The 24574-nt window shown below is 54.4% G+C and carries 16 protein-coding genes; 3 read left to right on the top strand and 13 right to left on the bottom strand.

Annotation, left to right across the window (positions count from 1 at the left end; genetic code table 11):
• Positions 1-165 precede the first annotated feature (165 nt).
• Positions 166-1104 carry a helix-turn-helix transcriptional regulator gene (locus SHEW_RS13135; RefSeq protein WP_011866334.1) on the bottom strand — a complete coding sequence of 313 codons (939 nt, stop codon included), beginning with the start codon at positions 1102-1104 and terminating at the stop codon, positions 166-168.
• 307 nt (positions 1105-1411) lie between these two features.
• Between SHEW_RS13135 and SHEW_RS13130 the strand changes: the two genes are divergently transcribed.
• Positions 1412-1882: a thiol-disulfide oxidoreductase DCC family protein gene (locus tag SHEW_RS13130; protein WP_011866333.1), complete on the top strand. Its 471-nt coding sequence runs from the start codon at positions 1412-1414 to the stop codon at positions 1880-1882.
• Between the two features lie 40 nt (positions 1883-1922).
• On the opposite strand, the gene panP is transcribed toward SHEW_RS13130, so the two are convergent.
• The 6 genes from panP to SHEW_RS13100 form a co-directional block, all read right to left on the bottom strand.
• On the bottom strand, positions 1923-3563 hold the full coding sequence (gene panP / locus SHEW_RS13125; protein ID WP_011866332.1) for a pyridoxal-dependent aspartate 1-decarboxylase PanP: 1641 nt from the start codon (positions 3561-3563) through the stop codon (positions 1923-1925).
• A 226-nt stretch (positions 3564-3789) separates the two neighbouring features.
• A complete protein-coding gene (locus SHEW_RS13120) occupies positions 3790-4935 on the bottom strand; it encodes a glycerate kinase (protein ID WP_011866331.1) in 1146 nt (381 codons plus the stop codon).
• 97 nt (positions 4936-5032) lie between these two features.
• Complete coding sequence (locus SHEW_RS13115; protein ID WP_011866330.1) at positions 5033-6391, bottom strand: GntP family permease; 1359 nt, start codon at positions 6389-6391, stop codon at positions 5033-5035.
• Positions 6392-6653: 262 nt separating this feature from the next.
• Positions 6654-7457 (bottom strand): gamma-glutamyl-gamma-aminobutyrate hydrolase family protein, encoded by an 804-nt coding sequence (locus tag SHEW_RS13110; protein ID WP_011866329.1) that lies wholly within the window; start codon positions 7455-7457, stop codon positions 6654-6656.
• A gap of 507 nt (positions 7458-7964) precedes the next feature.
• Entirely contained in the window at positions 7965-8213 is a 249-nt protein-coding gene (locus SHEW_RS13105) for a hypothetical protein (protein ID WP_041406665.1), read from the bottom strand.
• A 476-nt stretch (positions 8214-8689) separates the two neighbouring features.
• The gene (locus SHEW_RS13100) at positions 8690-9592 is read right to left on the bottom strand and encodes a LysR substrate-binding domain-containing protein (protein ID WP_011866328.1); all 903 of its coding nucleotides are present in this window, start codon (positions 9590-9592) and stop codon (positions 8690-8692) included.
• Positions 9593-9702: 110 nt separating this feature from the next.
• Between SHEW_RS13100 and SHEW_RS13095 the strand changes: the two genes are divergently transcribed.
• Both SHEW_RS13095 and SHEW_RS13090 read left to right on the top strand, forming a co-directional pair.
• Entirely contained in the window at positions 9703-10674 is a 972-nt protein-coding gene (locus tag SHEW_RS13095) for a TDT family transporter (protein ID WP_011866327.1), read from the top strand.
• Positions 10675-10847: 173 nt separating this feature from the next.
• Complete coding sequence (locus tag SHEW_RS13090) at positions 10848-12542, top strand: RluA family pseudouridine synthase (protein ID WP_041407295.1); 1695 nt, start codon at positions 10848-10850, stop codon at positions 12540-12542.
• A gap of 57 nt (positions 12543-12599) precedes the next feature.
• On the opposite strand, the gene SHEW_RS13085 is transcribed toward SHEW_RS13090, so the two are convergent.
• The 6 genes from SHEW_RS13085 to SHEW_RS13060 form a co-directional block, all read right to left on the bottom strand.
• The gene (locus SHEW_RS13085) at positions 12600-13763 is read right to left on the bottom strand and encodes a sugar diacid recognition domain-containing protein (RefSeq protein ID WP_011866325.1); all 1164 of its coding nucleotides are present in this window, start codon (positions 13761-13763) and stop codon (positions 12600-12602) included.
• A 156-nt stretch (positions 13764-13919) separates the two neighbouring features.
• Positions 13920-16019, bottom strand: a complete 2100-nt coding sequence (locus SHEW_RS13080) for an MtrB/PioB family decaheme-associated outer membrane protein (RefSeq protein WP_011866324.1) — start codon at positions 16017-16019, stop codon at positions 13920-13922.
• A gap of 12 nt (positions 16020-16031) precedes the next feature.
• Complete coding sequence (locus SHEW_RS13075; RefSeq protein WP_011866323.1) at positions 16032-17021, bottom strand: DmsE family decaheme c-type cytochrome; 990 nt, start codon at positions 17019-17021, stop codon at positions 16032-16034.
• Between the two features lie 81 nt (positions 17022-17102).
• The gene (locus SHEW_RS13070; protein ID WP_011866322.1) at positions 17103-19073 is read right to left on the bottom strand and encodes an OmcA/MtrC family decaheme c-type cytochrome; all 1971 of its coding nucleotides are present in this window, start codon (positions 19071-19073) and stop codon (positions 17103-17105) included.
• A 372-nt stretch (positions 19074-19445) separates the two neighbouring features.
• Entirely contained in the window at positions 19446-21623 is a 2178-nt protein-coding gene (locus SHEW_RS13065; protein ID WP_011866321.1) for an OmcA/MtrC family decaheme c-type cytochrome, read from the bottom strand.
• A 486-nt stretch (positions 21624-22109) separates the two neighbouring features.
• Positions 22110-24383, bottom strand: coding sequence for a multiheme c-type cytochrome (locus tag SHEW_RS13060; RefSeq protein ID WP_011866320.1), 2274 nt, complete (start codon positions 24381-24383; stop codon positions 22110-22112).
• Positions 24384-24574: the final 191 nt, after the last annotated feature.

Here is a 24574-nt window from a genome sequence, read left to right as displayed (position 1 = left end):
TTCGGCGGCCGAGTTAGGCAAAGGCTTATTCGAGTCTGGTTGAGGTTCGCGTGTCATCTTAGCTGGTTTTGATTCAGGGATTATTCGACCTTACTAGAAAAGGGCGCACCTGGCTTGTACATTGTTGCGCTGCTTTTTTTCTGTCTTGCTTTGCCCATTGAGCTATTAGCCTCTTGCCCTACAGTCTTCGACCTCTCTGGCATACTGGCCCGGGGTGACGCCCATGGCGCGTTTGAAGTGACGATTGAGGTGACTCTGATCGTGAAAACCACAGGCTAGCGCCACCTCCAGCAGCTTGCATCCCTGGCGGATCATCTGTTTGGCCAATCGAATACGCCCCTGGATCTGGTAGGCGTGGGGTGGCAGGCCATACTGGCGCTGGAACTGCTTGATCAGATAGAAGGGGCTAAGGCCCGCCAGTTTGGCCAGCGCATCGAGGGAGACATCGGCGGTGGGCATATCATCCAGAAACTGCTTTACCAGTGCCAGGTGCGCCGTTGGCCGCAGCGACTTCTCGACCGGGCGACTTGCGCCATGATGGGACATCAGGCGCGCCAGGCTGGTGTAGATAAGACTCTCACGTAGCAGGGCATTATCAGAGCTACTTAATGTGTCGAAGGTGAGGCGTAACAGCTCTGCTAATGGCTTGTCGTGCACCACAGGCTCGGGAAAATAGGGCGCGTCGCCAGCCTTACCGCCTAGCTCATCGTGGACTCTGGCAAATTGCTGCGGCAGCGGATACATGGCGCGATAGGACCAGCCAAAGTCTGTGGCCGAGCGGCCGTTATGCACCTCATCTGCGTTTACCAATATGATGCTATGCTGAGGCGCCGTGTGATCGCCGCCGGTGCGATAGAAACGTTGGGCGCCGGTTTCGATAACGCCCACCGTATAGCCCTCGTGGCTGTGGCGCGAGAAGTTTTGCTGATGGTAACTGGCATCCAGTAGCTCTATGCCGCCCAGCTCCTTTGCCAGGCTGAAGTTGGCCTGCTCTTTTGTCTGCTGCTTTTCTCGGGCTATTGCTTGGGCCTTTGCCGATTTACGGCCGAGACGTTGGGGATCAGCGGCATGCTTGGTTGTTGACTCAGTTGCTGGTGACTTCATGGGTGTTTGGGCAATCTCTTTATACTCGCGTCGAGAGGCCGATGCTCAGTGGTTAGTACTCAATAGTTCTGGTTCGTCACTGGTTTGTATCGGCTCTTAGCCATCATAGCCTAAATGAGTTGACTGTTTTTGTACAAAATTGGCCTCTGTTTGAAATGAACTAAAGCAGATTATGGCGACTTGGGTGGTACACTCAGGTAAGAGGCGAGCGCAAAGGCTTTCCAAGTCCTGAGAACTGATAGCTGATAGCTGATAGCTTAGGCAACGAGTCGAGAGCAGAGAACGTTGTGAGTCGAAAGTCGAGAAAGTGGCAAAAACGAGGAGTCAGCGAATTAACAATCAACACACTGACATTGAGGACAGAGCCCAGCTGGGGGATCGCTATCCTTTAGTGATCTTCGATGGCAGCTGTAACCTGTGCCACGGCGCGGTGCGCTTTATCGTCAGGCGCGACAGGCGCGAGCATTTCAAATTCGCCTCGATTCAGAGCGAGACGGCCCAGCGGCTGTTGGCAAATCGTGGGATAAACGTGGACCTTGAGGATCTCAGCAGCTTTTATCTGCTTGATGAGCAGGGCGTGTTAGCCCAGAGCGAGGCGGCGCTGGCGGTGGCAAGCAAGCTCGATGGCCTCTGGCCCCTGTTAAGGATATTGAAAGTGCTGCCCAGGGGCCTGCGAGACTGGGGCTATCGGTTGATAGCTAACCGGCGTTATCGTCTGCTTGGTCGCAGAGCCTGCGCCCTGCCATCCGAGGTAGACAGGGGCAGATTTATCGAGTGAGCGTGCTCGATTGCACTTTCTAGATTGAGCTATTGAAAAACTATAGGGCCAGCAGCTTAGGCAGGAAGCGGTCGTCTAGCTTGGCGATGTCGCGCTGCTCATCCAATACCTGCTGTAAGATCTCATTACTGGTCAAAGGGTTGGCCAGTACCACGCGGAACACCACAGAGGTCTGCTCCAGGTTATTGGCTGGAATGATGCGGGTACGGGAGACGAAGGATTTTCCCTGCTCACGTTGGCGCTTCTGGATAAACTTTGTCAGGCCGTCAAGCAATGCATTAATCTCGCTCACACGGGCCGCGTCACCGGCTGCGACCGCCTCATTGAGCTGCGCCTGCACCTTGGCTGGCACATAGCGGTAGGTCAGCAGGCAGAGCTCAGGCCTGGAAACCAGCTGAAAATCGTCCTGAGCGGCGATCAGCTCGCCGAAGTAACGCGCCTTCTCCAGGCTGTTGTTGATTAAGATCTCATAGCCGTCGCGGCCGATGATCTGTAAGCAGGCATGAACCAGCATGGCCATGCCGGGACGTGACCCCTCCAGCGTCTGGCTACCCAGATCTTTCGAGCCCTTACGCAGAATATATTCGGCGTGGTGTTTGATGGCGTTGGCAAATTCCGGGTCTTTAAATAGCACCATACCTGCGCCCATGGGCACGTACATCTGCTTGTGGGCATCGATAGTGACTGAGTCGGCGCGCTCTATGCCGGCTAACAGGTGGCGATACTTGCTCGACAGCAGGCTGGCACCACCCCAGGCGGCATCCACATGGAAGTGGCAACCCAGCTGCTCGGCGAGATTCGCAAGCTCATCGAGCGGGTCGATATTACCTGTCTCCGTGGTGCCGGCCACGCCGACAATCGCCATCACCTTGATGTTCTGCTCGGCTAACTGCTCGGCCGCTTCGCGCATCTTGGCCACATCTACCTTGTTATCGCTAGCGCAGGGCACGCTGATGATGTTGTCGCGGCCTATGCCTAACAGATCTGCGGCCTTGCCGAGGGAGTAGTGACCTCGAGTTGATACCAGAATGGCCAGATCGTCATAGCCGTAGTGGCGCAGTGCTCGCATCAGGCCAGATTGGGCCACCCCCTTGAAGTCGCCGTCCGGCTTTAACAGACGGTTACGGGCGATCCACAGCGCCGTGATGTTGGCGACCGTGCCGCCGGAGCAGAAGGCGCCTAATGAGTGACTGGCGCTGTGCATCCAGCTCTGGTAGAACTCTTCTGTCTGGCCATAGACCATGTGGTGCATCATCCCCAGCACCTGGCGCTCCAGCGGCGTGAAGGCCTTGGAGGTCTCTATCTTCACCAGATTTTGGTTGAGTCCCACCATCATCTTCGACAGTGGCAGCACGAAATAGGGCAGGGCCGAGGTCATATGACCTATGAAGCTGGGAGCCGAGGTGTGCACGCTGTGGGCGATCAGGGTCTGCATCATCTGCTCGGCATAGTCGGAGACGAAGCTGGGGGCTGTGGGGATCTGGTAGGCCTGGAAATCTTTTTCTATTTCGGTCAGCGGCTTCTCGACTGCGACGATACTCTCTTTGAGGAAGCCCATCAGGTTTTCCGACAGGTTTTTCTCTATCTTACCCAGGGTCGAATTCGGTGCCTCGGGCAGAGTGAAAATACGCATCAAGGCCTCTTCAGAGGCGGTCGCTTGTCGTGTCTGTTTTGATGTCATCGAGGCGCGTCGCTTAACTTGTGTCTGTTTTGAAATAGAAAAAACAGGCGATCGAAAAAGGGAGCTAACTTTACTGTAAGCTTTATACCGCATCAAGGGGAAAAGTGAAATGGCTGGCGGGCGACTGGCTTATTAGAGACCGTTCTTGAGCTTATTATACGTACTGATAGTAAAAAGCCCCGAGCCAAGGCGGCGTCAGGGCATTTAGGTCAAATCGGAGCGGCAGCTAACGCCCCAGACGATAGAGACGGGCGATATTGACCGCGCAGCTATAGAGATTATGACGGGCGCCGGCCAGCACCTCCTCGAGCGGCAAGGCCCTGGGGGTCACGGAAAACAGGGCGTCTATGCCGTGGTCCAGCAGCACATTGGCATCCTCGCTGACGCAGCCGGCGATGGCGATAACCGGGATCCCCTGTTTATTGGCCTCGCGGGTGACGCCCATGGGGGTCTTACCATGCAGGGTCTGGCTGTCGAGGCGGCCTTCGCCCGTGATGACCAGATCCGCCCCCTTAAGATGTTCGCTCAGCCTAACCGTCTCCATGACGATATCTATGCCGGGTCTTAACTTGGCGCCCAGATAGGCGAGCATGGCAAAGCCCATACCGCCCGCGGCGCCGGCGCCCGGCATGTTGCGACACTCCTTGAGGCCAACAGAGCTGGTGATATCGGCGAAGTGGCTAAGGGCATTGTCTAATCTGGCGACCATGATCTCATCGGCGCCTTTTTGCGGCCCGAAGATGGCCGAGGCCCCCTTGTCGCCGCACAGTGGATTATCTACGTCGCAGGCGACCTCAATCTCTACCTGGGCAAGCCGTGGATGCAGCTCGCCAATATCGACACTGGCGAGGTGCTCAAGCGCCGCGCCGCCGGGCCTTAGGGGCTTGCCCTCATTGTCCAGCAGGTGCGCGCCCAGGGCTTGTAGCATGCCGGCGCCGCCGTCGTTGGTGGCGCTGCCGCCAAGGCCGAGGATCAGATGGGTGACGCCACTGTTGAGGGCATGACAGATAAGCTCGCCCGTGCCATAGCTGGTGGTGACTAAAGGGTCGCGCAAGAGGGTCGGCACATGGTGCAGCCCAGAGGCCGAGGCCATCTCGATCACCGCGGTGCGCTGTCCGGGCGCCTCCTGGCCCAGCAAGCCATAGTGGGCATCCACCTGACTGCCCAGGGGGCCGGTGACCTTAAGTTCGACTAATTTGCCGCCGGTGGCATCCACCATAGATTGCACCGTGCCTTCGCCGCCGTCGGCGACCGGCAATTTGATATATTCGGCGTCGGGAAGCACCTCACAAAACCCCCGGGCTATCTCGGTGGCGACTTCCATGGCGCTCAAACTTTCTTTATATGAATCGGGCGCGATGACTATTTTCATGCAGGCTTCCTGTGTGAAGAGAGAAGGACATTTCAGAAATAAACGAGTTGGGTTGTCCGGCGCCCAGGCCTAGGCCAATGGCGCCGGCTTGCTTAGCTTAGAGTAGGACGAGACTCAGCAGGTAGACAAGGATCATGGCGGTGACACCCTGGATAAGGGTCGCCATGGTTTGCGCCTTGTAGGCCTGCTTCACGCTCATGCGGCTAAACTGAGTCACCACCCAGAAGAAGCTGTCGTTGGCGTGGGAGACTGTCATGGCGCCAGCACCTATGGCCATCACTGTCAGTACCCGGCCCATGTCGCTGGCAAGGCCGATATCGCCAAGCATAGGGGCTACCAGGGCCGAGGTGGCCACCAGGGCTACGGTCGATGAGCCTTGGGCCGATTTTAGCGCCGCGGCGACGATAAACGGCATGAAGATGCCTATGCCTAACGCCGAGAGTGAGCTACCGAGGAAGTTACCTATCTCGGTTGCCTTGAGCACGGCGCCGAAGGCACCGCCAGCACCTGTGATCAACAGGATAGGCGCTGCTACCACTAAGCCGTGGCTGATGCGATCGCTAAACTCTTTGATCTTATCCTGACTCTTGAGCAGGCTCAGTGACAGGAACAGGCCTATCATCAGGGCGTTTACCGGTTGACCCAGGAAGGCTAGGGTATCGAACAGGGCGCCATCACCCAGTGGTTGTGATGGGAACTTGGCAATTGAGCCCAGGCAGATCAGCAAGATTGGCACGAAGATGGGAGCAAATGCCTTGGCTGGGCTAGGTAGCTCGCCGTAGGCAGCCTTGAGCTGCTCGAAATCTTCCACATTGTTCTTTAGCTCCTCGGCACCTTCACCGTCGGGCTCGACATGAGCGAAGCGGTTGGCCCATAACATGCCTGCCAGGGCGGCGACGGCGGCGACGAAGATGCCCACGCCTATGACCAGACCCAGGTTTGACTCCAGCCCCAGGTTACCCGCGGCGGCAATCGGGCCGGGCGTTGGCGGCACGAAGGTGTGGGTAGCATACAGGCCGGTAGCCAGGGCGACGCTCATGGAGACGCTTGATACCTTCATGCGGTTGGCCATCGACTGCTTGAGCGAGTTAAGGATCACGAAGCCCGAGTCACAAAATACCGGGATGGAGACCAGGTAACCTATGATCGACATGGTCAGGGTCGGGAAGCGCTTTCCGAGCACCTTAATCACCACGTCGGCCATGGTGATGGCCGCGCCGCTCTTCTCCAATATGGTACCTATGATGGTACCCAGCACGATAACCAGGCCGATATAGCCCAGGATACCGCCGAAGCCGGAGGTGATGGTTTTTGCCACATCGGCACTGGGTAGCCCGTAGGCAAAGGCGGCGATGAAAGAGGCGAGAATGAGGGTTAGGAAGGGGTGAAGCTTAAATTTAGATGTCGCGATAACGATGAAGGCTATCACGGCGATCAAGATCAGTACTAGGCTCATAGGGTGTCCCTGTATTGGGTTATATTTGTTGGCTATATTTGTTGGTTTGATCTAGCGATGACCCGTTAACTCGCTCCAAGCGCGGGAGCAAAGGGTTTTCAGGCTGGCACTATTATCCGGAGAATCGGACAATCTGGCTTCGTGCCAGCTTCCTAATATTTAACTTATGTGCAACCGATATTTGTGCTTTTGCCCAAATATCGGTTGGGGGAGAGGAATAAAGTCGGTCTAGATCACAAAATGACAGACAAGGCGTGTTCGATTAGGCGGTTAATTTAGCGTCGTTGGCCGATTGCCAGCTGACCTCGCCGCGACAGGCGCTGCCGAAGGCCTGGAACAGCTTGATTGAATCCGGGTTGTCATTAGCCTGCCACTCGGGGTGCCACTGTACGCCGAGGATAAACTGACCATAGTCCGGGCCATGGATCGCCTCGATCAGGCCATCTTCGCCATAGGCTAATGCCTCTAGCCCCTTGCCCAGGGTACAGATCCCCTGGCCGTGGAGGGAGTTGACCATGGTCTTATCGCCAATCAGCTTGGCCAGCCAACTGCCGGGCACCGTCTTGATGGGGTGTCTTGGGCCATATTGCACATGGTTTGGGGTCTGTGGATCTTCACGGTGATCATCGAAACCTGGCTCGCTATAGACCTTCTGATACAGGGTGCCACCCAGTGCGATATTGAGCTCCTGCATGCCGCGGCAGATCCCTAAGATAGGCAACTTACGCTTGAGGGCGCCGGCTATGATGGCCAGATCGACGGTGTCGCGATTTACATCTTGGCTTTTTTCCGGGGTGAGGTTTTCCTGGCCATAGAGGCTAGGGTCGATATTGGAGCCCGCGCCCGAGAGATAGACGCCATCGACCATATCCAGGTAGCGGTCTACATCTTCTATGCCGAAACAGGTGGGCATCAGCAGCGGGATGGCCCCGGCGATCTCCACAATCGGCTGCATATATTTGTGGGTCATCACCTGGTAGGGATGCTGGTTCCTGTCTTGCTGACCCATGGTCATCAAGATAATTGGTTTGGATTTCTTAGCACTTGTAGTCTGTGTTATTGGCATAGATCACCCGTTTGGTCGATTGGTATGTCACCCGATGCGTGACGTCTGTGTAGCCTGGTGAGGCCGCTACAGGCCTTGGCTATCGCCTTTCTTAAGGATAGCAAAATGTGAAAAAGCACATTTGTTGACCACCAGTCTGCCAATCGGTGTTCATTATGTCAAACGTGGTGGGTGTAATTAATTACATTTTGGTGCTGGTAGGAGGAGAGGGCGAAATCCCTGATTTCATTCTCAGGTTGTGTTTGATTTACTTGGCGTTGCTTACTTCGGGGAATTTTAAATGTTTGCGTTTACCTGGATTGTTCTTTTGAGTGGGATTTAAGTCGAGTCTTAACTGCAGCCTAACGCCTGTCCGGCGAGGATCGTGCAAACACTTTTTTGGCACGCCACGAGCACATCCCTGTGGGCTCTGCGAAATCATTCATGATTTCGAAGGCCAAAAACGTGTTTACACCAGTCATCTAACGTCTCTTCGATTTGATGTTATTTAATTCGATAACAACTGTTTTAAAGCTCTGTGATCAGATAATAAAGAACCGGTGAACTTATCAGTACGCCGACGAAAAAAGTCTTAAAGAAGCCATCTGCTTGAATGTTTTTGTATGCAAGTAAGCTATATTCCTCTGATGGTTCTGGGAAGGGCCTATATTTACGATATATTTTCAAGGCTAAAAAACCGGTGAAAAACACACCGACAATTCCAACAACAATCATGATTACAAACAACCATGCCGATAACGAAGCATGTCTTTTCATTGTACCTTCTTAATCCCTTTAGTGGTGGTTCATTTATACCTTAACAGCCTTTAATTATTAAGCTTTTTGAGTACAGGTTTTCTCCCGTTTCAAGCAATCGGCACTTTTTTTTGAATGCCATATTCTTGGACACTGCCTGATACTTTGTTACTTAAATACATTTTTTTACCACTTTTATCGGGAGTTCGTAATTTCAACCAGTTGCATACAATTAGAAAGACTAAGTGATAGCGTTTAGCGCTAGACCTTAATTCTACAAAAGTGATGTCTAGTTGTAGATGATCAGGTTAAATCGGAGAGGCGTTAGGTTGCCATGAAGATAGCGGCCTTCAAGGACCTTTCAAAGAACCAGTTTAGTAGAAGCAACTATCAAGATTCCCTTGCGGCTGATAGGTAATAAATTCATTTGTTCAGATCTCGATTTAGATCAAAACAAGCTCGCGAAATACCCCTTAAGATTGGCGTTAAATATTACCCTACAGCTGATGTTCCCGCTCCCAGTCATGACAGAAGGCGATAAAGGTCTTCAGTAGTGGACTCAGATACTTCTCCTTGTGGACCAGTAACCAGAAGCGGCGCTTCATGTTTAGCGGCAGGCTAAGTACCTTTACTCGTCCGTCGCGGATCGCCGGTTCGGCGGACAAGCGTGACAGGCAGGCGAGGCCAAGGCCGGCCGAGACCGAGTTGATCAGGGCCTCTGTGTTGTTGAGCTGAAAGGCTTCATGCCATTGCTCTAGCCTCGGGGCGACGACTCGCAGGAAAAATTCCCTGGAGCCTGAGCCGGCTTCGCGCAGGATCCAGTGACTGGCCTCGAGGTGATGCAAGGGGATATCGCTATCTGCTGGCAGGGGATGATCTGGCGGGCAGATCACGCACATCTCATCTGAGCTGAAGGGGGTTGCATCGAGTTCTGGGTGCTGGATCTTACCCTCGATCAGCGCGATATCCAGCTCGTAGGCGATCAGCATATCGCAGATCTGCGTCGAGTTAGAGATAAACAGGCTCTGCAATTCGTGCTGGGTATGTCGGCGAAAGTCACTCAGCAGATAGGGGGCCACCTGATTGCCCAAGGTATCACTGGCACCGATGCGCAGCAGACCCGAGAGTGACTGTTCATCGTTAAACAGCTGCTCGATATCGCCGGCTCTGTGTAGGAGCTCATCGGCCAGAGGCTGCAACTTGTGTCCCTCCTGATTGAGGATGAGACGGTTGTTCACCCGGTCAAACAGGTTGTGGCCGAGCTGCTTCTCAAGCTCCGACAGCGCCATACTCACCGCCGCCTTGGAGAGAAACAGGCCGTCGGCCGCGGCCGTTAGGGTCTTGTGTTGGGTGAGGGTGCTAAAGACCTTGAGTTGCTTGAGCGAGATGTGGCTGGCCATAGATGATGCGCGTTTAGTTATTCTGAACGTTGGTTATAAATAATTAGATATAACGAAACGAAAGGCAAGAGTATTATCGCTTCACAGCAAGAAACTTGATTGAGACCGTGATGATTCATAAAACGAAAAAGGCAGTAATGGGCGTCCCCACACCTATGGCGGGCTTGGCGCTAGGCATTGCAAGCCTAGGTTGGTGTTGGGAAAACTTCACTGAGCTTCATGGCTATGGTCAGTGGGCTGGCGCCGCCCTGGCCAGCGTCTTGCTAGCCGTCTTGAGCGTTAAGTTTTTCTTTCATAACCATCTTTTAAGGCAAGATCTCGCCCACCCGGTCGTCGGCAGTGTGGTGCCTACCTTCGCGATGGCGACCATGGTGGTGTCTAACTCATTGGGGCAATTCTTTCCGGTTGCGGGCGACGCCCTGTGGTTGGCGGCTGTAGCGCTGCATATCGTCTTCCTGGTGAGCTTTATCTATCACAGGGCGAAGGATTTTGAGCTGCACCACATGGTGCCCAGCTGGTTTGTGCCGCCGGTGGGCATAGTGGTTGCGGATGTGTCCTTCTCCGGCAATCCTGTGCTGGCGACTATTGCCCAGGGCACTCTGGTCTTCGGCATGTTGGCCTATGCCGTGATGCTGCCCATGATGATCTATCGCCTCATGTTCACCCATGAGGTGCCCGATGCGGCCAAGCCTACGTTGGCGATTCTGGCGGCGCCGGCCAGCCTCTCGCTGGCAGGCTATCTAACGGTGACAGTGACGCCATCGCCGGTGATCATCGCCCTGTTATTTGGCATAGCCGTGTTGATGACAGCCATCATCTACTTGGCGTTTTATAAGCTCCTCAGGCTGCCCTTTAGCCCCGGCTATGCGGCGTTTACCTTCCCCATGGTGATAGGCAGCACGGCGCTGTTTAAGATGGCCAACTGGATGGTATTAGAGGGGATAAAAGCCGAGTATGTGCAGCAGGTGCGAGATCTCGCGGCGCTGGAGTTGGTGGTGGCGACAATTGTGGTGGTCTATGTTGCGCTACGTTACATCAACTGCCTCCTGATACAGCCTCGGCTAGTGTCACGGACGGCCTAGTATCACGAATAGCCAAGTGTTACGGATAGGCTAGTATCGTGTCCTCAAGGCGCAAATTATTACGTCAGTCCCATGACTTCATCGGCGTGAGCGCGTAAAATCCCCACTTTCAGTAAGGACCCTAATGCCAAATGGGCCCCCTTATCGCCTATTTACTCAAGATGTCAGACGCCATGTACTGTGCCCAGCAATGTTTCACCCCCTTTAGCACCTCAATCGAGGGCATAGCGCTGCCTGAGCGGTTTACCTTTCCCTTTTATTATGAGCCCCACAGGCTGTGTGAGCTGGCGGCCAGCGAGCTGCAAGCGCATTTAGAGCAGCAACAGACCTGGCAACATAACTTTGGCCTGACGGGGCCGCGCGAAGGCGCCATAGGTAAGATGTTTGGCGTGCTGGTGGTGCAAAAGGCTGATGGCGAGCTTGGCTATCTCAAGGCGTTTTCCGGTAAGTTAGCCGAGCAGAATCTACTGCCGGGCTTCGTGCCGCCGGTGTTCGACATGCTGACCCAGGACAGCTTCTTTCACGGCGAGCAGCTGGCCATCAATCAGTTAACTGCTGAGCTTGAATCGCTGCAGCAGGCGCCAGAACTTGCATCGCTTAGTGATGAGCTAAACACATTAAACGCTGGTAAAGCCGCAGCGGTGGCCGAGCTGCGGGCAGAGATCATCGAAAATCGTAAGGCGCGTAAGGCCAGACGTGTGGCCGGTGAGCGGCTAGATGCCCAGGCATTCGAGGATTTGCAGCAACAACTTGGCCGCGAGAGCGTGGCCGAGAAGCACAGGCTAAGGCTGTTAAATGAGCAGTGGGATAGTCAGATCGCCGAGCGCGAGCATCGCCTAAGCGCGCTGCAAGATGAGATTGAGGTGCTTAAGCAGCAGAGGGCCAGTCAGTCCAACGCGCTGCAGCGTAAGCTGTTTGCCCAGTACTGCTTCTTGAATCAGGCGGGGGAGGTCAAAGATCTCAACACACTATTTAGCCTCTCAACTAAAAGCCTGTCGCCAAAAGGATTACCTCCTGCTGGTGCGGGAGAATGCGCCGCGCCTAAGCTGTTGCAGTTTGCCTTCGCCAACGGCCTCAAGCCCGTCGCCATGGCGGAGTTCTGGTGGGGGGCATCGCCCAAATCGGAGGTGAAGCAGCACAAGCAGTTCTATGGCGCCTGTCACGGTAAGTGTGAGCCGATTTTGGCCCATATGCTGAGTGGCATAGCGCTGGATGACAACCCACTGCTGAACAATCCCGCCGAGGGCAAAGATCTCTCCATTATCTATCAGGATGAGGCGATCGCCGTGGTCAACAAGCCGGCGGAGTTTCTCTCTGTGCCGGGCAAGCACGTAACCGACAGCGTCTATAGCCGTATGCGCCAGGCCTTTCCCAAGGCGACCGGGCCGCTGATTGTCCATCGCCTGGATATGTCCACCTCAGGCCTGATGGTGATCGCCCTGAGCAGTGAGGCCAATACCGCATTGGTGCAGCAGTTCATCGGCCGCACCGTGGAGAAGCGTTATCTGGCCAGGGTAGCGGGTGAGGTGCAGGGGGAAGAGGGCGAGATCACGCTGCCGCTGCGGGTAGATCTCGACGACAGGCCGCGTCAGCTGGTGTGTTTCGAGCACGGAAAACATGCCCATACCTATTGGCTGGTAAAATCCAGAGGCGAGGGGACGACCTTGCTGTCACTGTTTCCTAAGACGGGACGTACCCATCAGCTCAGGGTGCACTGTGCCCATCAGGATGGCCTGGGCATGCCCATCATAGGCGATGATCTCTACGGGGCTAAGGCCAACCGCCTGCATCTGCACGCCCAGTATCTGGCCTTTAACCATCCCATCAGCGGTGAGCGAGTCAGCTTTAGCTGCGATCCCGATTTTTAGGCCTGTCTAACTTAGGCCTGTCTAGCTTAGCCCAGGCCTGTTTGCCATGGTCATCATTTAGCCTTGGTCCTGGCCGCGGCTTAGCAGCACCTGACCCAGGTAGAGCTGTAGCAGGCCGTCGAGTTTTTGAATATCCACCTTAGTGATCTGGGCGATCTTATCCAGGCGGTACCTCAGGGTGTTACGGTGGATAAACAGCGCCTTGGCGCAGGCTTGCTGGTCGCCGAAATGGCCCAGATAGCTGGCCAGTGTCTTGCGCAGCAGGGCGTTTTTATCCCTGTCGATGAGGCGCTGAAACGGCCTCAGTAGCTGCTCGCCGCGCCAGTCATGTTTTAGCCCAGAGAGCATCACCAGCAGGGCATGATCTTCATACAGGTACTTGCTCTGCTCTGGGTGTAGCTGCTGGCCAAAATTCAGGGTTTCCAGCGCCGTCTGATAGGAGCGGTTGATATCCATGGTGGCGGGAAAGTAGTGGCCTAGGGAAATCTTTAACCTGGCGTTTAGTTCACTGGGCAGACGCTTGAGCAGACGGTCGATGCGCAGGCTCTCGGCCTCGGCGCTCCAGGCCTTGCCGTCTAAGAAGGCGGGTTTGAGGATCACCAGCTCAGTCATGGAGGTCATGGCGATCAGGTTGCCGCGTGACGGCGTCTCTAACAGATGCAGTACCGTCTTGAGTTGGGAGTTGGCCAGCTCGTCGCCGGCGTCGTCGCTGATACGCAGCACGGCTGCGACCCTTGGCATCTCGAGATCGATATCCAGACGCTGGGCCCAGATCTTCAGGTGATTGAGATCCCGCCCCTCGGGCTTTATCAGCTGCAGGATAAACTCTTCCTGCTGACGGGCGCGCCACTGGGCCACATCGAGCGAGTTGGCCTGCTCGACGATCATCTCGGCGGTCATCTTCAATAGCTCACCGAAGGCTTTGAGGTGTTCGGGTTCTCCCGTGATGCCTATTACGCCGATGATCTCACCCTGATAGTGCAGCGGCAGGTTGATGCCAGGCTTGACCCCCTGCAGGCTGGCTGCACTGGCGCTGTTTAGCTCGACGGTGCGGTTCTGACTGATGGCCAGCAGGGCACCCTCGTGGGTGGAGCCGATGCGGTGGGGCTCGCCCGAGCCGAGTATCACCCCTTGGCTGTTCATCACATTGATGTTGTGTCCTATGATCGCCATGGTGCGATCGACTATCTGCTGGGCGAGTTGATTATCGAGAAAGTACAAGGCGCTGCGTCATCTTGGAGGTGGTGTGTTGAGCTTACGGTAAAAGCCCGACGGGAAAAAGCCTGGGAGGCTGTTTTTGCGAGATGGCAATCAACGATGGAGCATAAAAAACCCGCGACGGGCGCGGGTTTTTAGCTAGCTATAAATGCACGGTAATTACAGCTTGTAGCTCATGCTCAGCATGATCAGGTGAGCGTTGTAGTCATGGCTGTTGTAACCAAAGCCGACAACGTTCCAGATCCCGTCTGGCGCTATGCTGTTACCTGGGTCATTGTCCTTGTATTTCTCCATCTTGTAGTCAAGACGCAGTGCCATATTGTCTGTGGCCTGGTATTGACCGTAGACATTGACGTTATGGACCTTGGCATAGTAATCACCATAGTTGCCGCTGAGACCCTGTTTTACCTGGGTGTTGCTGCTCGAATCTGAGTAGGTGTAGTCCACGCCCAGGCGCAGTTTCTTCTCTAACAGATTGTTGTAGCTGAACCCAGCGCCGATCACATCGACCTGATCTTCCACCAGACCAAACCAGTTAGGCGTGCTGTAGTTGCTGCTGCCTGCCTGCTCTGAGTCTATGTTTTGACGATTGTAGAAGGCGTTGACCATCATGTCGTCGTTGATCAGGTAGCTGGCGTTAATGTCGTAGCTGACATCTTTCGACTCGGTCAGACCTATCTGGGTTTCGTTGTAGTCGTCTAAGGCATAAAGGCCACCGAAGTCTATGGTCAGGGCTTCGATTGGCGTGTGGCTGATACGGGCTTCAACCATGGTGCGCTGACGATCCGCCAGATTGTACTTACGCAGCAGGCTGTTAGACTCGCTCGAAGTCCACTCCGAGGCCTGATATTCAGAGCCATCACGCTCGCCATAGCTGCCCTTGATCCACATATCCCAGTTGTCGAACGCGCTGAGGTGGAACTTGGTCCATAGCGTGTTCTCATCTGTGGTTTCGCGGTCCTGGTAGCTACGCTCGTCGCGGCGGAAGTCGTAACCCGCTTCCAGCTTCATGCCACGGCTCAGACGGAAATCGGCGCCCAACTTAGCCCTTTGTGTCGTGAAGTCATAAGGGGTGTTGTAGGCCACCTTGCCTGTGGTGGAGTTGATGCTGATCTGGGTCCACTCTTCCACATTGGTCTTGTTATCGCGGTCGCTATAGTCATAGCTGGCGTTAACGCGAACCGTGCGGTTGATGCGAGACACCACCTTGAGGTTAGCGCCCTTCATGTCGACCTTGGCATCCAGCGCGTCCACAGGTGTCTGGTACCCATAACCTGAGGTAACCAGCGCCTGATCCTGGCTCATCTGACCATAATGCACGCGGCCGCTCATGATGGTGCTTCCCGCCGTGTATTGGCCCATCAGCGAGACAGTGTGCGCCTCGTTGTCTGGGTCTAAGGCCATAGTGCCTTGAGTCTGGGCGCCGAATGTCGGATTAAAGGCGTTGTCGAAGGTGAGCTGGCTGTACTGGTTCTTAAAGCTCGAGCCTGAGTAGGCCAGGGCGGTAAACCAGTTGTCGCCTTTAAGCTTGATACCCGCCTCAACTGTGTCTGTGGTGTAATCCACAGGCTCTGCCAGCATCATAGACTGATTGAAGAAGCTGCCCGATGCCTGCTTAAGGCCGGTCTTATCTTCACGCTGGTAGTTGACGTAGGTGCTCCACAGCTCTTCACCCTGATACTCGAAGCCGATGCCGGCGCGCTTGCGCTTGAGCGACAGCTCCAGTGGGTTGAGGCTGCTGTATAGCTCGCTCATATCCTGGCTCGAACCCGCCGTCTGCCAGTTGTCTGGCAGGGTCAGGTGGTCGCCGCCCACGCCTTGATAAGGGCTCATAGCCTTATCAGTCTTGTAGGTGGCTATCTGACGGTAGTTGAGGCTCAGCTTGTGCTGACCTACCTTGCCAGACTCAAGATCCAGGCGGCCGTTTTCCATGCCGAGGTTTTGCGCCTCTATACTGGCACGGTAGCCAGATTCGCTGATGTAGCTCACATCGGCGTCGACCTTGCCGACAAATTCATTTTCGGCGGCAAAGGCGTTGGCCGAGCGGATGTCGTCGCTGTCGTTGTAACCGACGCCGGCACCGATAGTGCCAGTGACGCCTGTCTCAATCTTACAGCGCTTACAGGCCCAGTTATCGAACTTCACCTTTTCTGTGTTGGCGTTTTGAATGCCATAGCCGTCGGCCAGCGCCATGCCGGGAATGACGATACCGGCATTAGCGATAAGGGCGAGGGTGACTACATTGAGTTTGAATTTCATCTTCTCGTCTCCTTAGCGCTGGAATAGTTTGCCAGATGGATGGTTAGAACCATGGATCTGGTTGTGACAGTTCAGACAGCTGCGACCACCGGTAAAGGCATTGCCACCCACGTTAGAACCTTGGTCAGTGTTGCCCATGTAAGCATTGCTGGCATGGCCATCGCTAGCGTGGCACTGCTGACAAAGTTGCGGGGCGCGGGTCTTCAACATGCCCTCATTAACACTGCCGTGCGGGTTGTGACAGGTAACGCAGTTTTCAGTTACGGGCGCATGTTCCCATAGCTTTGGGCCGCGTTTTTCTGCGTGGCACGAATAGCAGGTTTCGTTAACGCTGGGCTTGACCAGGTCCGAGTCCGACAGGGTACCGTGTGGATTGTGACAATCGCTACAGACCATCTGCGCCCACTTCATTGGGTGAGAAGAGCGTTTGTTCATGTCGGCTTTTTGCTTGGTGTGACAGCTGGTACAGACTTCCATCTCTGTGTTCTTAGAGAGCACAGGATCTTTATCTGTGTGCACCGAGTGACAAGAGGCACAGGCCACATCGGCGTTGTCATGGTGACCGCCGTTCCAGGCCATGCGCTTGTCATCTTTGTGACAGCTCATACAGACGCTGTTTTGCTTCTCGGCAGACAGGGTAGAGTCGGGACCGAAGGCGATCATCGGCTCGTTACCGCCGCGGTTATGCTTACCCATAGGGCCGTGGCAGGCTTCACATTGCAGGCCGGCCATCGGGCTCTTGCTCGAGTCGGCAGCGCCGTGTACGCCCTTGAACAGGTCCATGACTTTTTCAGATTTGCCGTGACACATGAGACAAGAGTCGGCGCCCTTAGGCGAGTACTGGCCTTCGGCGAACTTCTTGTCCAGGGTGGCTTCCACCTCGTCCGGGGTCATCTTGGCATCCCACTTGGACGCCACCGCGCCCTGGCTTATGCCAAGGGTAAGTAGCGCTGCCGCCATCACCGCCGGAAACAGGCTTTTGAATTGATTTGTGATTTTCATAATAGGCATCCTAATTTGCACAAATGAGTCGTGAAAAGTGGGGGAGGTGACTCCCCCGGTTTTCAATTTGAGATGCGCAAATTACATCTTCACCGCAGTGTGATCTTCGATAACAGGTGCGTGGCAGAAGAAACAAGTTTCTAGCTGCGCCGCATCGTTAGCGACATCTTTAGCACCATTGATGATGGCACCTTGGCTTTCGGCGTGGGCCTTGACGCTATCGCTTGTGTGACAAGAAGTACAAGTCGCGGCGATAGGTGTGCTGTATTGGCCAGCAGCAGTTGCCAGGGCACCTTTAGCCTTGAAGGCGTCCAGGTTGAAGTCGTTGTGACACTGGGCACAATCTTTGATGATGCCTTGCTCGCCGTGTACCACGTGCAGCTTCATCTCCAGGGCACCCTTGTTCGCGCCGCCAGCGTATGTGCCGTCAGGTGTGTGACAGGCCACACAGGCATCGACACCTATGATAGGCATGTCGTTGGCGTCTTTCGCGTGAGAGAGCTGCTCAGACAGGACGAAACCTGCATGGTGGCTACCCTTGTGCACTTCAAACTCTGTGGTGTGACAAGAGGCACAGGCGGTGAAGTTCACTGAGTCGACGTGACGCATGCTTGGCGCCTTGTCTGCTAGTGCGGCGAAGGCAAGGTCGGCTTTCATGCCGGTGTACTTGTCGGTGTCGCTACCGTCGAAGGCAGGATCGTCACAGGTCACGAACTCACCCTTGTCTGAGCACATTGCCCAGCCAACGAAGGTAAAGGCGGTCTCGCTGTCGATACCGTTGGCACCTAGCTTAAGATCTTTGCTAGTGGTGTAAACCAGCTTGCCATCTTCGACTAGCGCCTTGGCATCGACCACGCCATTCTTCACGGCGTTGATAGAGTCTTTACCGCCATAACCTAGGGTTACATTGTTAGGACCTACGTTAGTCACGATCTCGAAGCGCTGTACCATAGGCAGAATGGTGTTGATATCAACGGCGGCGCCGCTGGCATCGACCACTTGAACGCTGATGGTGGCAGCAGTGCCTTCGGTGTTGATGGTTGACTCAACATTCAGGCCGTATTGGTCGATAAGGGCTTTCTTGTCGCTACCAGCTTGAGTGTGCAGCTCGGCAGTCCAGCTCGCGTTATGACAGGCAACACAGTTGCTGTTGTCGTTTTGCTGAGAGTGGCCTTTACCCGCCTTAAAGTCGATGTTGACGTGACAGCTAGTACAGGTTTCCATGGTTGGAATACGTGACCAGTTGCCCCACTCGGTGAGCTCGTCAGACTGAACGTGACAGGCTTGGCAGTTGTCCTGGACTATGTGGTGCGCAGTTTCGGCGCTCTGGTCCATGTTGCGGCCATACATCTTAGCGTCGTTGTGGACGTTGTGGATCAGATGGTTAAAGGCAACTTGTGGCTTACCTTTCTCATCAGCCATCTCTTGGGTGTGACAAGAGACACAGGTCTCTACGCTGGTGTAGCTGTGGTAGATCTTCTGTCCTTCGGCGTGACAGCTGTTACAGCTGGCGGTTGAGACCACATTCTTGGTGTAGAGTGGCTCATAACCTTCGCCAGAGAAGTCTTCGGCGATCTCGGTTTGCGGCACCAGGGTGACGCCGTCGAGCAGTGTCGAGGCCTTGGCGACGATATTGTATCTTTGGGTCAGCTCTGGGTTGTAGCCTTCCACGTCGATGGTGAAGGTGTAGTTACCATTCTTGTGGTCGGTAAAGGCTTTTTGTGAGCCGATATATTGCCATTCGGCGGCATTACCTGCACCGGTCGTGCCTTGTGGCAGTAGCTGAACCACTTTTTTCACTTCAAGATCTTTCAGACCGATAACAGGAAGATCTTCCTGGTTGGTCGCAAAGACTGTGATTGTGGGTGTGCCGTTGTCGTATTCAACCTTGGTGACATCAAGGTGAAGTACTTCAATGGCATCGGCTGCTGGGCCGCCTGGGTTGCCAGGATTACCATCACTACCGTCGCTGCCACCACAACCAGTGAGAGCCATGGAGACGGCACCTGCTGCGAGTAGCAGCTTAAATTTATTATTTTGTACGTTCATCATTTTTTCCCTGCATAGGTTTGGCATCGTCTTAAGTGCATGGCCATTGATTGCGCCGATTCTCAGTTATAAGTTGTGCGACCTAAGTCAATGCTGGAAATAGAAATCCCCAAGGAAATGCTAACGTAACAAGCGGCTAAAATCTGCCTGACTGAGTCTAATGTGTGACCGAGATCTTTCTATTTCTAAAGGGGTAGCCCGACGGGCGGAGAATGGGGCGGCTTGACGGAAAAAATGTTGCAAAATGAAACAGTTTTGCGATTTTTGTTCTTATTTTAGCGTTCACTGTTCTACAGTAAAAACAAAGGGAGGCGAGTGCCTCCCTTCGAGGTAGATGTCGACCCACTAACCTTGAGAGTTAGTGGGTCAAACCTACTAGTGACCGTGCAGTTCCATCACCTTTTCAGGTGTGTGACAGGTCTTACAGGTTTCTGCTGCGCGAGTACGTACGTCATCGGCATCAACACCGTCTAAGATACCGCCGTTGGTCTCGATGTGAGACTTGGCTGCATCGCTCAGGTATTTCTGGTGACAGCTCATACAAGCACCTGCATCGGAAGATACCCAGATGTCTTCACCTGTTAACAGGTTACCATAGCGCCATGTACGCTCAGGAGCGCGGCCCAGTTCGATACCGCCGTCAGTGTGACAGGTCATACAGTCTGTTTTCACAACAGTGCTAGAACCTACGCCAGCATACTTGAGGAAGTGACCCTCAGCTTCGTGCGCCTTGTAGGCGTAGCTGGTTGGTTTCTTCGCATTTGGATACTGCTCGCTGGCGTTAGCCTTAGTGGTCTTGTCAGAAGTGTGGCAAGTCTGACAGTTGTAACCATTGTTGTAGTGATGGTTTTCCTGGTTGTGGCAGCCCTGACACTTGCTAGGGTCAATGATGTCGCGACGCTCGGCAGGTGTTGCGCTGTCGTCGATGGCGCCATCTTTCCAGACGAAGTGCATCGCTTCTTGTTTAGCTTCTACCTTACGTACGCCTTCGGTCGCACAGGCGGTAGGCTTAATCTCGGCAACGCCATAGCCACCGTTGTTGAAGCAGACTTTCAGCGCTGACCAGAGCTCGAAGGTCTTGCCGTTGGCATCGGCAGGTAGATCAAACTTAGTACCGGTTAGGGTGTAAGTCTTAGTCTCGGCGTTGTAAACCCCTTCTTCTAGGGCGATACGACGATTGCTATAAGAGGCATCGCTGTAGGCAGGGAAGTCTTTGTCGATATCCCAGGCCACAACCACACGTGATTTTGGATCTAATAGCTCGCCATCCAGGGCGGCGCCATCGGCACCCAGTACCTGTACGTCAAAGACGAACTTACCATTAGCATCAACACCTATGTTGCTGAACTTAACGCTCATCGCCTCGGCATCTTGGTACGCTTTCAATACGTCGCCATGACGCTTGAAGGCGCTACCTGTGCCGCCGTATGGTTCGGTGCTGTTGTGACAGGCCATACAGTCTGTGCTGCTGTGGTGAGAAGATGGTTTCTCGCTGTGACAGGCGATACAGGCTGTGTTGCTCAGGTCTGCCTTGTAAAGGTCGGCATTTGCCGGTGCATTGCTGCCCTCGACGTGACAGGCGCTACAATCGGCCGCTGGTTTTTGTGGGAACATCACCTTGCCGTAGTCATGTACGCCGCCGCCATAGCCGATCACCTTGTAAGGTGCTGGCACCTGGTTGCCGTCGGCATCATAGGTGTGACGTTCTTCACCACGGTGAATGGCGTGGATCATGTAAGTGAAGTCGACGCTGTTGCCGGTTTCTGGATCGCCTGAGGTGGCGGTGTGGCAAGAGGCACAGTTTTCGATGTTAATACGACGGCCACCATGCAGTGCCAGACTCTCTGGCTGGTGACAGGTGTAACAGGTCTCGATAGCAACCACGTTGCGGGTTTGAATACCTTTGGTCGCGCCACTAGAAGGTTGGAAATCATAGTTGGCGTTAGCCGTGACGCTAGGTTGTTCCAGCTCGAGCGTAATACGCTGAGTCGCATCGGCGTCATAGGTCACAGTGACTGGTGAGGTGACGTTGGCGATGTTGGTCTGGAAGGTATAGGTGTAGCTACCGTCTTCGTTGTCGACTAGGCAGTCGTCGCACTTGGCGGCCTGCTCTACGTTGGCTTGGAACTGGTTAGACGGATTGATGTCGGTATCGCCCTCTGGTACCCAGTCTGGGTTAGGCGCCTTCTCGCTGTTGATGTAGGCCTGCCATTGGAAGCCGCGATCGGCAGTTTCGCCATCGGCTTTGGTTTCAACCACATGGGTCAGCTGCGCGACACCAAATCTCAGGTCGTGGTCTTTGGTGAGCCCAAGTACGGCAACGCCGTTTGCATCTTGAAGCTTGAAGTCGACCGTGACTTTACCTGCGTCGATTGTCGCATTGGTAAAGGTTGCCTGAAGGGTAGGTGTAGTGTCGATGTTGACACCAATGACGCCGTCCTTACCATCTTCGCCATCTTTACCGTCGCTGCCGCAACCGGATAAGGCGAAAGAGAGAAGTCCGGCACCTAATACAGCTTTTGTCGCTGCATTAACATTGAACTTTTTCATCATGATTATTCCCTGCAATAGTTTTAATCATCACTAATTGATTGTTCTTCAATAAAAACAAGCACTGAAATTGAGAACAGTATTTGTTTTGTCTACTGAAAACACCCGCTTAGTGTGTGGAATTAATTTCCACCTCTAAGGCTATCGAAATGGCAACTTTTTAGCAGGTGTTTCAGTCTGCTTATGTGATTGAGATCTGACTATTTCTTTAGAGGTAGGTAAAAAAATGCATTTTTGGTGAAATTTTCATTTTCACTTAAGAAAGTCAGCCAGTTAAATCACATCCTGTTAATTTGCTGTAGCCGAAAATGTGGCGCCTTTGGGGGTATGTAGAGCCTGTGTTTCCCTGAGTTTGCTCCATGCGCACCCGTGGTCTTGCGGCAGATTGGAGAGAAGTGGAACAGAAAGCGGCGATAAAAAAAGAGTGCCAGGCATGGCCTGACACTCTTAGCTTATTTTAAATGGGTCTTTAAAACAGTGGCGTCTGTTTTAGTTTTGCTTGTGCAGCTCGGCGACCTTCTCTGCGCTGTGGCAGGTGAGGCATGACTCGCTGTTTAGCATGGCCGCTTCATAGCTGCCGGCAACGACGCCGCCCATGCTCTCGATGTGAGACTTGGCCGCATCTTTACCACCGCCGATCTCATAGCTCGATGAGACGTGGCAAGAGGCGCACACACCGGCCTGTGGGCTGGAGTAGCTGGCATCGCCCTTGTTCCAGCGCATCGGGGTTGAGCGTGCATTCTCTAGACCGAAGTTGAGATCGCTGTGACAGGCTGAGCAGTTGGCGCTGCTGACCAGTTGATGCACATCGGCGCGGCCATGGGCCTTACCGAAGGTACCGTGAACGCGAACCACCAGGCTGTTGTAGTCACCGGCTTCGTGACATTGGGCACAGGTGTGTACGTCGGCGTTGCGGTAGTGCGCCGCACCCTTACGGGCCACCATGTCGTTGTTGTGACAGCTTGCGCAGTTGTCATAGTCCACGGCGCTGGCACGCACCGCACCAGGCGTTCCGTCAAGCTTAACAAACTCAGTCTTCGCCGCGTTGGCACTTAATACGCCGGCGCAGTTGCCTTCGCCGTCAAGTTCAACCAAGGTTGAAGACTTGTTCTTAAAGCAGGTGCTAAAGCTTGAGGTGATCGCCAGATCGGCCCCATTGGCAATAACCTCGGCCAGTGAAGGTAGGCCATAGTTAGGCTTAGACGCATCGACGGTCACCGTATAGCTGCCATCAGGATTCGCGGTTGCACTACCACTGGTGCGCGCCGCCAGGTAGGCGTCAGGTTTAACCGCATCGACGGCATTAACGTACACGGTAACGCGCGGTACATGTAGGCTGGTAACCGCCTCTTCACCCTTATTCAGGTTAAGGGTAAAGCTTAAGGTCGCGCTGGTTTCATCCCAGGCGATCTGGCTGTAGCTAGCACCGACTAAGATACCGGCCTGTGACGCGGCCTGGCTGCTGGCCTGCTCGTGGCCGGCAAAGTGACGGAAGGCGCCGCCGCGGGTATTGCCATCTTGGCTGCTGTGACAGGTGACACAACCTACCATGGTTGCGCCTTCTTCACCCGGCGCCACCAGGCTGCTGCCCTTGTGGTATTCGCCATGACAGCTCTGACAGCTGGTCACATCTTTATCGCCAAACCAAGCCAGGGCGTGAGCGGTCAGGCCTTCGGGCAAGGTTTCTTCTGTGGTGGTGTAGCTTACGTGACAGCTTTGACAGTTGGCTGTCGAGGCCGGGAAGTTAAGCTCGGCCTTAGGATTGCCTTCGCTATCGAGCGCCGCACCATCAAACTCATAGGTAAAGGCTGGGTTGTTGGCATTGGCGATAACCGAGTTGAACTTGGCCAGCTCGCGGCGATCCCCCTCTGTGATGCCTGTGTGCACTGCGTGAACCAGTCCCTTGATGGAGCCATCAAAGTTAAATTCGACCGTGTTGCCTTCGCCATCGATACCTGAGCCGCTGTACTGTGTATAGTCAGTGTGGCAGAAACCACAGCCGTCGGCGGTATTACCATAGTTGCCGTGGCGGATATGATCCTGACCTACGTGACAGCTGGTACAGGTATCCATCTCCAGCACTTTCTTAGGCGAAGAGACCGACTGCTCGGTCAAAGGATCCCAGTAGTAGGCTTCGACATTCTTCAGCTTGTTTTGGCCCACACCATAGGTGATCAGGTAGATACCATTGATACGGTTGGCATCATAGTCGTAGTCCAGGCCGTTGGTGTCTATTATCTCTGGCGCCGTGACCCGATAACGGCCTTCGCCTAGGTAACTTAGGCAATTCAGTCCTTCTGGGCAGTCGCGAGTTGGACGCCAGTTGTTGGTGCCCGTCATAGGTACGCCGTTCTTGCTGGCGTTGCGGTAAGAGAGCCAGATCTCCTCGTCGCCATCGGCGCGGCCGGTGACCTGGGTGCCATCTTCCAGGCTGTAGGGTGTGAAGGCCTCGCTGCGGGTGCCCATACGACCGAAGGCGATGCGTAGTGGGTCGGTGAGCGCCTCTAATCCTGTGACGGCGACGCCATTAGGATTGGTCAGGCTAAATTCGAAGCTTAGGGTCTTGGCCGCCGCGTCATAGCTGGCGCTTTCTATCTTGGTTTGGACCGCAGTCGCGCTGTTGATATCGACCGCGATTTCACCAGGCTTGCCATCTTCACCATCTTTACCATCGCTGCCGCCACAGCCGACCAGCGCCAGAGATAAGGCTCCGACACCGAATGCTGCTTTGACTGCGGTACTGATTGAATACCGTTTCATCATTTTTCCCCTGCATGAGAATGAGAGTGATCTCAATTTTTTCTTTTTTGGTATGAACAAGGTGGCCAGAGTTATTGCTATTGCCTCAACAACTTGGCGGCACCTTAGGGGCCATATTACTTAAAAGGGGGTAGGTGCAACGGCCCACTTGACGCAAACGTGAAGCGGATCCATTAAGCTTGGTGGAAATTGAT

The organism is Shewanella loihica PV-4 (genome assembly GCF_000016065.1).
Classification (GTDB): Bacteria; Pseudomonadota; Gammaproteobacteria; order Enterobacterales; family Shewanellaceae; genus Shewanella; species Shewanella loihica.
Note: the sequence above shows the minus strand (reverse complement) of the source record. Positions and strands in the feature narration are given on the sequence as shown.